At 65.0% G+C, this 12,225-nt stretch carries 11 protein-coding genes; 5 read left to right on the plus strand and 6 right to left on the minus strand.

Annotation, left to right across the window (positions count from 1 at the left end; genetic code table 11):
• Window positions 1–21: 21 nt before the first annotated feature.
• The 3 genes from H0P51_RS18190 (at window position 22) to H0P51_RS18200 (ending at window position 3,606) form a co-directional block, all read left to right on the plus strand.
• Window positions 22–756, plus strand: a complete 735-nt coding sequence (locus tag H0P51_RS18190; protein ID WP_180914210.1) for a Crp/Fnr family transcriptional regulator — start codon at window positions 22–24, stop codon at window positions 754–756.
• A 97-nt stretch (window positions 757–853) separates the two neighbouring features.
• Window positions 854–2,536, plus strand: a complete 1,683-nt coding sequence (gene hcp / locus H0P51_RS18195) for a hydroxylamine reductase (RefSeq protein ID WP_180914212.1) — start codon at window positions 854–856, stop codon at window positions 2,534–2,536.
• Window positions 2,536–3,606: a 2Fe-2S iron-sulfur cluster-binding protein gene (locus tag H0P51_RS18200; RefSeq protein WP_180914214.1), complete on the plus strand. Its 1,071-nt coding sequence runs from the start codon at window positions 2,536–2,538 to the stop codon at window positions 3,604–3,606. Before hcp ends, H0P51_RS18200 begins: the two co-directional genes overlap by 1 nt.
• A 12-nt stretch (window positions 3,607–3,618) precedes the next feature.
• Here H0P51_RS18200 and H0P51_RS18205 read toward each other — a convergent pair whose 3' ends face one another.
• From H0P51_RS18205 to ddaH, 4 genes are read right to left on the minus strand one after another with little or no spacing between them, the layout of a single operon-like run.
• The gene (locus H0P51_RS18205; protein ID WP_180914216.1) at window positions 3,619–4,491 is read right to left on the minus strand and encodes a universal stress protein; all 873 of its coding nucleotides are present in this window, start codon (window positions 4,489–4,491) and stop codon (window positions 3,619–3,621) included.
• Window positions 4,488–5,918 (minus strand): amino acid permease, encoded by a 1,431-nt coding sequence (locus H0P51_RS18210; RefSeq protein ID WP_425489071.1) that lies wholly within the window; start codon window positions 5,916–5,918, stop codon window positions 4,488–4,490. The genes H0P51_RS18205 and H0P51_RS18210 overlap by 4 nt, the downstream gene beginning before the upstream one ends.
• 56 nt (window positions 5,919–5,974) lie before the next feature.
• Window positions 5,975–7,192 carry an ornithine--oxo-acid transaminase gene (gene rocD / locus H0P51_RS18215; RefSeq protein WP_246398061.1) on the minus strand — a complete coding sequence of 406 codons (1,218 nt, stop codon included), beginning with the start codon at window positions 7,190–7,192 and terminating at the stop codon, window positions 5,975–5,977.
• Entirely contained in the window at window positions 7,189–8,046 is an 858-nt protein-coding gene (ddaH, locus tag H0P51_RS18220) for a dimethylargininase (RefSeq protein WP_180914219.1), read from the minus strand. The genes rocD and ddaH overlap by 4 nt, the downstream gene beginning before the upstream one ends.
• 123 nt (window positions 8,047–8,169) lie before the next feature.
• Between ddaH and H0P51_RS18225 the strand changes: the two genes are divergently transcribed.
• Window positions 8,170–8,613: an Rv2324 family transcriptional regulator gene (locus H0P51_RS18225; protein WP_180914220.1), complete on the plus strand. Its 444-nt coding sequence runs from the start codon at window positions 8,170–8,172 to the stop codon at window positions 8,611–8,613.
• Between the two features lie 4 nt (window positions 8,614–8,617).
• Here the strand turns inward: H0P51_RS18225 and H0P51_RS18230 are convergent, their stop codons facing one another.
• Window positions 8,618–9,463 carry an energy-coupling factor transporter transmembrane protein EcfT gene (locus tag H0P51_RS18230; RefSeq protein ID WP_180914222.1) on the minus strand — a complete coding sequence of 282 codons (846 nt, stop codon included), beginning with the start codon at window positions 9,461–9,463 and terminating at the stop codon, window positions 8,618–8,620.
• On the minus strand, window positions 9,460–11,520 hold the full coding sequence (locus H0P51_RS18235; RefSeq protein WP_246398062.1) for an ATP-binding cassette domain-containing protein: 2,061 nt from the start codon (window positions 11,518–11,520) through the stop codon (window positions 9,460–9,462). The genes H0P51_RS18230 and H0P51_RS18235 overlap by 4 nt, the downstream gene beginning before the upstream one ends.
• Before the next feature lie 118 nt (window positions 11,521–11,638).
• Here H0P51_RS18235 and H0P51_RS18240 point away from each other — a divergent pair, with 118 nt between their 5' ends.
• Window positions 11,639–12,115, plus strand: coding sequence for a MarR family winged helix-turn-helix transcriptional regulator (locus tag H0P51_RS18240; RefSeq protein ID WP_180914225.1), 477 nt, complete (start codon window positions 11,639–11,641; stop codon window positions 12,113–12,115).
• The last annotated feature ends 110 nt before the right edge of the window (window positions 12,116–12,225 follow it).

The following is a 12,225-nucleotide window of genomic DNA, read 5'->3' on the forward strand; positions in this document are numbered from 1 at the left end:
GGTCGGCTACCGTCGGCTCTGATGAACACCGATCCGTGCGAAGCCATCAAGTCCGCCCCGATGTTCGACGGGCTCGACCAGGCGAATGTGGATCTCCTTGCTGCGCAGTGCTGCACGGTCTTGTTGTGCGCCGGCCAGGTGCTGTTTCGGCGGGGAACCCCGTCAACCGGCTTCTATCTGGTGCGAGATGGCCAGATGCAGCTCTCCGTGTCGAACTCCGAAGGCGGGGTGAAGGTGCTGGAGATCCTCGGTCCCGGGAGCGCTTTCGGCCACGCAGTGATGTTCCTGCGCGAGCCGTACCCGGTAGACGCCACCGCGCTGGCCGACACCGAACTGGTCTTCGTCCCCGCCACCGCCGTCGACCAAGTTCTCGATAGCGACCCGGCGATGGCCCGCATCATGCTGGCCTCGATGGCGCGCCGATTGCAGTCGAAAGTCCAGGACATCGCCATGCTGTCGTTGCAGTCAGCCACCCAGCGGATCATCGCCTACATGCTGGGTGCGGTGGGCGCGGGGTCCAACAACCTGGCCGGCGGGACCGACTCACCGCTCATGCCCGACGACGGTCCGGCCTGTGTCGAGTTGCCGGTCCTCAAGCAGGTTCTCGCCTCTCGGCTCGGAATGACGCCGGAGACCTTTTCCCGCGCGATTCGCACCCTCGCGACCGAAGGGCTGATCCGGGTGGATGGGTCCGCCGTCCAGATCCCCGACGTCAACGCCCTGGATGCTTATGCGCGCAGCCAATCGACGTTGTGACTGTTGCCACAGCGTCCGCTTGATCTAAGTCAAAGCCCGCAGCCGCCCTGCTCCATAGCGTGAGCATCACCAGCCGCTCACAGCACCAGGAGACCCGATGTTTTGCTATCAGTGCGAACAGACTGACCGCACCCCATCCCCTGAGCGTCCCAACCTGTTGGCCTTCGGCTGCTCCGCGGCAAAGGGCAACTGCGGAAAGGATGCCACCACGGCAGCGCTGCAGGACGTTTTGGTCAACGTGAACCTCGGCATCGGACAGTATGCGCAGAAGGCGCGCGAACTGGGCGCCCCCGACCCGCAGTACGCCGCGCACGCATGCTTCGACCTGTTTACGACGCTGACCAACGTCAACTTCAATGCCACGCGGTTCATGGCGCTGATCGCCGATGCGGTCGAGGTACGCAACAAGGCCAGGCTGGCCTACGAGAACGCCGCCCGCGCCGCCGGACTGGAACCGGAAACCCTATCCGGCGCAGCTCAGTTCGTTCCCGCCGACATCATCTCCACAGTGGTCGCTCAAGCCCTCGAGGTGAGGGTGGATGCCAGATTGAACACGCTCGGCGCCGACGTCGTGGGTCTGCGCAACCTCAACCTCTACGGCCTAAAGGGCGTTTGCGCCTACGCCCATCACGCCCACGCCCTCGGCTATCGCACCGATCAGACCGACGCGGGAATCGAATCCAGCCTGGCGTTTCTGGCCAGCGACCCGTCCGACCCTGACGCGCTACTGGCGCACGCCCTTGAACTGGGTTCGTTGAACTTCGAGGTGATGGCGATGCTCGACACGGCCAACACCGGTAGCTTCGGCAGCCCGGTGCCCACCCCGGTCCGAGTCACGCCCGTCGTTGGCAAGGCCCTCCTGGTGTCCGGCCATGACCTGCACGACCTGGCCCGAATCCTAGAGGCCACCAAAGGAACTGGAATCAACATCTACACCCATGGCGAAATGCTGCCCGCCCACGGCTATCCCGAACTGCACAAGCACAGCCATCTCGTCGGGAACTACGGCGGCGCCTGGCAGGACCAGCAGCGCGACTTCACCGCCTTCCCGGGCCCCATCGTGATGACCTCCAACTGCCTCATCGAGCCGCGGCCCGCCTACCGCAACCGGATCTTCACCACCGGACCGGTCGGCTGGCCCGGCATCCGCCACATCGACACCGCCGACCTCTCGCTGGTCGTCAAGGCGGCGCAGGCGTTGCCCGGCTTCAGCACCGAGGTGCCGTCCGAAACCGTCACCACCGGGTTCGGGCACACCGCGGTCCTCTCCGTCGCCGACACCGTGATCCAAGCTGTCAAAGACGGTGCGGTCAAACGGTTCCTGCTCATCGGAGGCTGCGACGGCGCCGCGCCGGGACGCAACTACTACACCGATGTCGCCAACCAGGCACCCGACGACACCGTGCTGCTGACGTTGGGCTGCAACAAGTACCGATTCAACGGTAACGAGTTCGGTAACATCGGCGGCATCCCACGGTTGCTCGACGTCGGGCAGTGCAACGACGCCTACTCGGCGGTGCAGATCGCCCGGGCGCTCGCCGACGCCTTCGACTGTGGTGTGAACGACCTGCCACTGAGCCTATTCGTGTCATGGTTCGAGCAAAAGGCAGCGGCGGTGCTGCTCACGCTGTTGTCGCTGGGAATTCGCAATATCCGGCTCGGCCCGACCCTGCCGGCATTCCTCACCCCCGCAGTGGCGGACATTCTCGTGGACAAGTTCGCGCTTAAACCGATCGGAGATCCGGCGCAGGACCTCGCCGACGCCATGGCGGGTGCCTGATGACTGAGATCATCGACAAGCCGACGGACACCGAACTGCGGTGCTACGACGTCGTCCTGGTCACCAACGAGGGAGCACACTCGACGATCCGATGTGACTCGCGGACAACAGTTCTCGACGCAGCCGAAGAAGCCGGGCTGGTGCTGAAGTCGGCATGTCACGCCGGTGGCTGCGGGGCCTGCTCGGCAGTGCTCTCCGACGGGCAGGTGGAAATGAGCGAGCACGATCCCTACGTCATAGAGACGCCCGAGGAAGAGGGCGGAATCCTGCTGTGCCGCAGCTTTCCCCGTGCTGATTGCCGTATTGACCTGCCCTATGACAGCGGCCAGATCGTCACCGCGCCGCCTACTCGGCAGCGGGCCCGCATCATCGGATTGGACCGGGTATCCGACACGGTCATGCGGCTGAGGCTCTCGCTGGTCGCCGACGCCGACGGATCCTCCACGGCGGACTTCGAATCCGGCCAGTTCGTCCGTATCACGGTGCCGGGCAGCGAGGCCCAGCGTGCCTATTCACCGGCGAATATCGCCAACTGGGATGGCGTGCTCGACTTCTACATCCGCTTGCAACCCGGCGGACTGATGTCGGAGTACCTAATTGGCGTCGCAGCCGTCGGCGACGAACTCACGGTCTCGAACGCAACGGGTGATTTCGCGCTCGTCGAGAACGGACTTCGACCGCGCTGGTTCATCGCCGGCGGTACGGGGCTATCACCGCTGTTGTCGATGCTGAGCCGGATGGCCGAGTGGGGCGATGCGCAGCCCGCGCGACTATTCTTCGGGGTCACCCGGCACGGCGAGGTATTCGCGCAAGACCAGTTGCGGGCGCTCGGCTCCGCACTCCCGGGTTTCCAGTTCGACACGCTGGTATGGCAGCCTAGCCCCGAATGGGCCGGCGCCGCTGGTAATCCCGTCGAGTTGGCGGCGTCGGAGGCGGCACTGCTCGACGAGTATCCCGATGTGTACGTTTGCGGACCGGCACCGATGGTCGATGCCGCATATGCCGAACTCACAGCGGTCGGCGTACCACACGAACAGATTCACGCCGAGCGGTTCTGCGCCGTGCAGTAGCGCCAACCGCCGCTAGCCGGGCAGCACGAGAACCGGTACCGGGCTGTGCCGGATGATCTTGCCGCTGCGCGCACCCAGGAACACCCGCCGAATGTCACCGCGCGGCGACGTGCCGATCACTAGGATCTCGCCGTCTATCCACTCGGTGCCTTCCAACGCTTCGGCCCAACTGTGTCCGGTGACCACCTGCAGCGCAACGTCGTGGCCGACGATGCCGTCAGCCTTTAGACCATCCAGGATCTCGCGCGCCTGCGACGCCCACGCTTCCAGCACCACGTCTTCTGCATCCAGCCCGACTTCTGGCGGATACATGGTCTTGCCCCGGACGGCGAACGTGACCACACGCAGCGGCACATGGAAGCGTTCGCAGTATTCGACGCAGCGGCGCACTACGTCCGCCGACTGCGGCGTAGCCGAGTAGGCGCACGTCAACCGCGTCAAACCGCCGGGATGGGAACGGTATTCGGGTGGGCTGATCGCCACCGGCACCGGCGACGAGTGCAGCAGCCAGTCGGCGGTGGTGCCGACTACCACTTGGGCCCGCCCGCCGCTGGGCAGGGAACCGAGAACCAGGATCTCGCCACCGACCTCCTCGACCACTTCGATCAGGCCACCGGATACCGACCGGTGCGCGCGGTGCGAATATTTGATTTCGAGACCCTCGCCCAGGGAGAAGAGAATTCGCTGGGCTTCTCGGGTCGACTGCTCAACTAGATCCGCGGCCCACTGCTCGTATTCCGCCTCGCCGCGGGACAGCGACAACCACGGCTTGGGCACGATCGTCGCCACTGTCAAAGATGTCTTGAGGGTGCGCGCGGCCCCGGCGGCCAGGTTCAACCCCGACAACCCGATATTGCCGGCCCGATAGCCGACGACGACAGTCACCGCACCTCCTTGTCACGTAGCGATCGTTCGTTGAGAGCACTTCGATGCCGACCCCACACCACGTAGTAGATCAAGGCCACGCTAATCCAGGCTCCGAAAGCCACCCAGGTGTACCAGTGCAAGCTGAGCAGGATGTAACCGCACGCCAGCACCGAAAGCGCTGGTGTCACCGGGTATCCGGGCACCCGGAAGGCGCGCGGCAGATCGGGTTCGCGCACCCGCAGGATGATCACCCCGGCCGATACCACGATGAACGCGGTCAACGTTCCAATCGACACCATGTCGGCGAGCTTGTCCAGTGGGACCAACGCTGCCATTACCGAGGCGGCAATCGCCACGATAACTGTGTTGTTCACCGGCGTCATGGTGCGCGGATGCACCCTGGCGAACCGGGGTGGCAACAACCCGTCCCGGCCCATTGCGAACAGAATGCGCGTCATTCCGTACAGGGTGACCAAAGTAACCGTGAAGATCGAGATAACCGCGCCCGCAGCCAGAATTGTGCCGGCCCAGCTAGCGTGCGTCACATTGTCCAAAACGGTGGCCAGCCCCGCGTTTTCCTGCGCGCCGAAGTTCTGCCACGGCTGGGTGCCAAGGGACGCCAGCGCGACAAGAATGTAGACGCCGGTAACGACGAACAGCGCCGACACCAGGGCGCGCGGCATCGTCTTCTGCGGGTCCTTCACCTCGTCTCCGGCCGTTGAGACGGCATCCAACCCGATGTAGGAGAAGAAGATCGTGCCGGCCGCCGTGCCGATCCCCCCGATGCCGAACGGTGCGAAGTCTTTCAGTTGAGCTCCATCGAATGCGGTGAAAGCGATCACCACGAACATGCCCAGCACACCGAGCTTGATCAACACCATGACGGTGTTGACTTTCGCCGATTCGCTTGCGCCGCGGATCAACAGCAGCGCGCACATCACGATGAGGATCACCGCGGGCAGATTCACCCAGCCGTGTGCCACACCCGGCGGCGGGGAGTCCCACGGCGCTGCCGAGAGGGCGTGCGGCAATTCGGCTCCGAACAGGTTGTGCAGCAACTTGTTGAGGTAACCGCTCCAACCGACCGCCACCGCCGCGGTAGCCACCCCGTATTCCAGCAGCAGGCACGCCGCCACCACCATCGCCACCCCCTCCCCCAGGGTGGTGTACGCGTAAGAGTACGACGAACCCGAAACCGGTACCGCGGAGGCTAATTCGGCATAGCAAATCGCGGCCAGGCCCGCCGCGATTCCCGCGATTACGAAGGAGACCAGCACACCGGGTCCGGCTTCGGGAACCGCCTGGGACAACACGAAGAAGATCCCGGTGCCGATCGTCGACCCGACGCCGAACAGGGTGAGCTGAAAGGCACCGAAACTCCGCTTGAGCCCGGCGTCGGCCCCTGCGGCGACGGGAGCACCGCCGACCGGGCGGCGGCGCAGCATCTGTTCTTTGAGGCCGATCGAATTAGCCGGCACTGCGCCTCCTGTCGGTAGCTCAGCTAATTATGAGCCTCCCGCAGCGCGGCGGCGAACTGCCCCACCACCCAGTCGATCTCCGCGGCGGTGATCACCAACGGCGGCGCGAACCGCAGCGTCCACTCATGGGTGTCCTTGACCAGGACGCCACGTTCGGCCAGCCGCAGACTCAGTTGCTTACCCGAACCCAGCGCCGGATCGATGTCGACTCCGGCCCACAGCCCCAGCCCGCGCACCGCCGTCACACCGCGGCCGATCAGCGTGGCGAGCCCTTGGTGCAACCGCGTACCCAATTCGGCTGAGCGATGCTGGAATTCACCCCGATTCAAGATGGTGACGACCGTGCTGCCGATCGCGGCGGCTAGCGGGTTGCCGCCGAATGTCGATCCGTGCTCACCGGGGTGCAGTACGCTCAGGATGTCGCGGTCGGCGACCACCGCCGACAATGGCACGACGCCCCCGCCCAGCGCCTTGCCGAGCAGGTAGACGTCGGGCACCACGCCCCAGTGGTCGCACGCGAAGGTGTGGCCGGTGCGAGCCAGGCCCGACTGAATCTCGTCGGCGATCATCAGCACATTGCGTCCGCGGCACAGCGCCCGAACGGCGGGCAAATAGTCGTCCGGCGGCACGATGATGCCCGCCTCACCCTGGATCGGCTCCAGCAGGACGGCGACGGTGTCGTCGTCGATCGCCGCGGCCAGTGCCGCGGTGTCACCGAACGGCACGGAACAGAAGCCAGGAGTGAAAGGTCCGAAGCCGCCGCGCGCCACCGGGTCGGAGGAAAAGCTGACGATACTGATGGTGCGGCCGTGAAAGTTGTTGTCCGCCACAATAATTTTGGCGCGGTCGGTCGGTACGCCCTTGACGTCGACGCCCCATTTGCGGGCGACCTTCAGTGCGCTTTCGACCGCTTCGGCTCCCGAGTTCATTGGCAAGACCACGTCTTTGCCGCACAGTTGCGCCAACTCCGCGCAGAACGGCCCCAGTCGATCCGAATGGAAGGCGCGACTCACCAAGGTGACCCTGTCCAGCTGTGCGTGGGCGGTCGCGATGATCTCAGGGTGACGGTGACCGAAGTTGACCGCCGAATACGCGGCCAGGCAGTCGAGGTAGCGCCGCCCGTCGACGTCGGTGATCCACGCACCCTCGGCGCTGGCCGCCACCACCGGCAGCGGCGAATAATTGTGCGCCACATGCTTCTCGGCTAGGGCAATTGCGGTGTCGTCCGCCAGAATCGTCACGGGTGTATCTCCAGCGTGCAGCACTTCACCGAACCGCCACCCTTGAGCAATTCGGACAGGTCGACGCCGATCGGCTCGAAGCCCGCGGCTCGCAGTTGCTCCGCGAATCCCCTTGCCCCGGAAGGATGTACGACGTGGCGACCGTCGGAGACGGCGTTGAGCCCGAACAGGTAGGCGTCGGCGGTACCGACGATGATCGCGTCGCGGAACAAGGCACGCAATTGGGTCTGTGCGGTCGGACTGAATGCCGGCGGATAGTAGGCGACGCTGTGGTCGTCGAGTACGGCCAGCGCGGTATCCAGGTGGTAGAAGCGCGGATCCACCAATTCGAGGGACACTACCGGCATCCGCAGCATCGACGCGATCTCGGCGTGAGCGCGACGATCGGTGCGGAAACCGTAGCCCGCCAATACCATGTCGTCCACCATCAACAGGTCGCCCTGGCCCTCGTTGACGTGGCGGGTCCAGACCGGCCGGTATCCGATCGCCGACATCCATTCGGCGTAAGCCCTTGACTCCGCGGCGCGCTCGGCGAACCGAAACCGGGCGACCACCGCGATGTCGTCGACGATGAATCCGCCGTTGGCGGCATAGACCATGTCCGGCAGCCCAGGTACCGGCTCCACCACCTCCACTTGATGACCGAGGAGAAGATACGTTTCGCGAAGTCGGTCCCACTGATACTGCGCACGCGCCACGTCCACCGGTGTGGCGGTGTCCATCCAAGGATTGATCGCGTACTCGACGGCGAAATACGAGGGAGGAGTCATCGCGTAGCGCCGCAGCGTGGGGGTGCGCGCGGGCGGCGGTTTGGCGTCACGCCGCGACGCAGCATCGACATGGAAATCTGTCATCAACCAACTATATTTGCCTGCAATTGCGCAAGTAAATAACGACACTTGTCGTGTACCCGTTGATATATTGCACCAATCTAGAAATTTCGGTGATTCATTGCGTGAGAAACGGGACAGTCACAGATGGAACGAATGGACGACACCGACGAGCGCATACTCGTCGAGCTGGCCGAACATGCCCGCGCCACGTTCGCTGAGATCGGACAGAAGGTGAATCTGTCTGCGCCGGCCGTCAAACGCCGCGTCGACCGGCTGCTCGACAACGGCGTCATCAAGGCCTTCACCACGGTCGTCGACCGCAACGCGCTGGGCTGGAACACCGAGGCCTATGTTCAGGTGTTTTGCCACGGCCGCATCGCCCCCGAAGAGCTACGGGCAGCGTGGGTGGACATCCCCGAGGTGGTGAGCGCCGCGACCGTGACCGGAACTTCCGACGCCATCCTGCACGTGCTAGCCCGCGACATGCGGCACCTGGAGACCGCGCTCGAACGCATCAGGTCCAGCGCTGACATCGAACGCAGTGAGAGCGTCGTGGTGTTGTCGAATTTGATCGACCGGATGCGGTGACGTCTTAGCTGTTGAGCAGCGTTTGCAACGCCATGCCCGCGCTGCCGGCCACGACGGTGATCGCGATTGTCATCCAGTCGGCGAGTTTGGGATGGCGCGGATTGGCCGAGAGCTGTCCGGTACCGCCACGGGCGGTGATCGCGTCACCCATCTCGTCGGCACGTCGCAACGTCACGCTGATGGCAGCGGCTAGTAAATCGATCACCTCGAGCCGGCGTTGTTGACGACGCTCCTTGCGGCTCTTGGGTATCCGCTTGGGGCGCAGCCGCCGCGCCGCGTTGAGCACCTGGAATTCGTCGATAAGCATCGGGAACGCGCGCAGTGCGAGTGCCAGCGCCACGGCCCATTCGTCAACCGGCAACCGCAGCAGCCGCAACGGCCGGCCCAAAGTGGCTACGGCGGGGCCTATTTCGGCGACGTTGGTGGTGAATGACACCAGACCACCCAAGGCCAGCAGCAACACGGTCAGGGTGGTGATCCGCAGGAAGTTCAACAAGCCGCCGAGTCCCACCTCGATGCCGTCCACGGATATCAGCGGACTGCCGCCGGCCAGAGCAGCGGTAATTCCGCCAAGCGCCAACACAATCCACAACCAGCGGGGTATCGACGGCAGGGCACCCCGCGGAATGCGGGCGATCCAGATCGCCGCCACCACCAATGCCGACATGAAAGCGATCGTCACCCAGCCGGGGTAGAACGCCAGCAGCGCGGAAATGGCAAAGACCACGAGGAGCTTGGTGCCGGCCCACAAGTCATGAATCGGCGATCCACCTGGCACCGGAACCAGCAGGACGACCGGCCGTCCCGCTTTCCGTGTCTGCCGCCGATCCGACCTTGACGCGACGGTCATGACGCCGGCCCCGTTCCCGGTACCGCGGGCGCCGACACCGACTCCAGGACACCGTCGCGCAGGTGCAAGGTGCGCGGGCACAGCGCCTCCATCCCGGCGAAGTCGTGGGAGATGACTACTACAGTCAGGCCACGCTCGCGGCGCAGATCCTCAAGCAGTCGCAGCAGCCCTTCCTGGCTCGCTGCGTCCAGCCCGGCCAGCGGCTCGTCGAGGATCAGAGCCTTGGGCGAACACGCCAGGAGCCCGGCCAGCACGACCCGCCGCATCTGGCCGCCGCTGAGCTGGTCAATGCTGCGTTTGGCCAGGGTGGGATCAAGCCCGACGGCACCAAGCGCCGCGACGACACGGTCTTCGTCCTTGGCTGAAAAGCCAGCCGCCGAAGCCACTTCCAGGTCCACCCGACTACGCATCAGCTGCAACCGGGCCGCCTGGAAGGACAACGCCACGGCACCGACCTGTTCGTGAGTGGGCCGACCATCCAGCAGGCAGACACCACTGGTCGGCGTCGTTAAACCGGCCATGATCCACGCCAGTGTCGACTTGCCGGAACCATTTCCCCCGTGGATCAGAACGCCGTCACCCTGCTCGACAACGAAGTTAATGTCGCGCAACGCCGTCTTTGCCCACGGAGTCCCAATTCCGTACTCGTGGCCGACACCGATCAGTTCGAGGGCCGGCGCATGCGGACTATCTCCCTCGTCGGCGTCCCCCACCGGGGCGTCGGCGCTCTGGACCATGCCGGTGTTGTCCGGCGAATCACTGAGTTTGATTGTGCGGTCCGCTGATTCGGCCTCGTTGCTGTAGTGCGTGATGTGCACCAACGCGGTCCGATGCCGTTTGGTCAGACCCGACAGGACGCTGAGCAACCCATTGCGGCCCTGCTGGTCGACCATCGAGGTGACCTCGTCGGCGATCAGCAGCGCCGGCTCACGGGCCAGCGCGGCAGCCAGCGCAAGCCGCTGTAACTCCCCGCCGGACAGGCTGCCGGTGTCGCGTTCGGCGAGTTCCTCGAGACCGACCTCGCGCAGCAACGTGCCGACGTCGATCTGAGTGCCCGGCGGCAGGCCCCACACCACGTCGTCGGCGACACGGGTCCCCAGGACCTGACTTTCCGGGTGCTGCAAGACAATTGCCGTACCGCCCAGTTCACCCAGACCCACCCTGCCAGGGCGGTGCACGGTGCCCGAGGTCGGCTCTCGACCGGCCAAAACCAACATCAACGTTGTCTTTCCCGAACCGTTGGCACCGGTGATCGCCACATGTTCACCGACCCGAATCCCCATGCTGAGCTCGCGCAACGCATCCTGGTCGGCACCGGGATAGCGGAAACGCACATCGGTCAGCTGCACCGGAACCGGCCCGATGGGGGCTTCGCGGTCGTGGTCGCCAGCCGGCGCGTCAAGCTTGTGCACATCGGGGATGCCGCGCATCCGCTCCAGCAGCCGGGACAACGCCCACCAGCCGACCAACGAGGTGCCCACAACGCCCAGCAACACGATGCCGAACAGCACCGGCTGCCAATAGTGCAGCGACCACGCGAATGCCCTTTTGAGCCAGAACCCGATGCCCTCCAGGCGCACCCGGCCCAGAAACGACGCCAGGCCGTTGACATTCGCCGTGATGGCATCACGCATTAGATGCCGCAGGCGTACCAACGCCACCAGCGCCCCGACGTTGCCGGCCGCGAACACCACGCCAGCGATAAAAGACGTGACGACAACCGTCGGCGTTCCCCGTCCTCTGCGCTTGACGACGCCGGTGAGACCACCGATGTACGCACTTTGGATCACGCCCATGAAAGCGCCCATCCCGGCGATGAGGAAAGCGATCAACCCGGCGGCCACGGTCATGGTGGTCAGCACCCGCAGCCGATAACGGTAAGCCAGCAGACCCGCAGGCACGGTTCCCAGCAGGACTATCCCCCCGGCAAAGGGCACCACGACGGAGATGATTGCGGTCACCGCACACAGGGCCGCCATAACCGACGCTTGCGCCAACTCGCTCGGTTGCAGGGGTCCACCCCGATGGTGCGAAGACGGGGGGCCGTGCGGGGTCACTTCACCGATTCTGCCAGGCACAGAACCCGAGCCGATGCAGCACATAGCTGTCTTAGGCTTTTTACGCGGCGGCCACAACGACTGGTCTCGCATAGCAAAGCTATGCAACGATGAGTGCATGAGTTCGCCCGCGACCGCAAATGACGCCGAGGTCCCCCACGGCCTTGGCGCCGACCTGCTGGCGGTGGTAGCGAGGCTGAATCGGCTGGCTACCCAGCGCATCCAGATGCCGCTGCCCGCGGCCCAGGCCCGCCTGCTCGCAACCATCGACGCGCAGGGTGAAGCACGCATCGGCGACCTGGCCGCCGTCGACCACTGTTCCCAACCGACGATGACAACCCAGGTCCGCCGGCTGGAGGACGCCGGCCTGGTCGCACGTACCGCCGACCCCTGCGATGCGCGCGCAGTCCGAATCCGGATCACCCCGGAAGGACTGCACATGCTCAATGCGGTGCGTAGGGATCGGGCTGCGGCTATCGAACCTCAGCTGGCCCGGTTGGACCCCGCCGAACGCCAGCTGCTGGCCGATGCCGTGGAAGTATTGCGGCGGCTGTTGGAAAATGCGGCGACCGCACCGGGCCGTCACACCCTGTGATCGCGGTCTGACGATGGACGCCCGCAAGGTGGATAGACCGCCGCTGTGGGTAGACACTTGACGCAGGGTGCCGATGACCCCGGTGTGCGCGACTCGACATCCGAGACTTG

It is taken from the genome of Mycobacterium vicinigordonae (assembly GCF_013466425.1).
In the GTDB taxonomy this organism is placed as follows: Bacteria; Actinomycetota; Actinomycetes; order Mycobacteriales; family Mycobacteriaceae; genus Mycobacterium; species Mycobacterium vicinigordonae.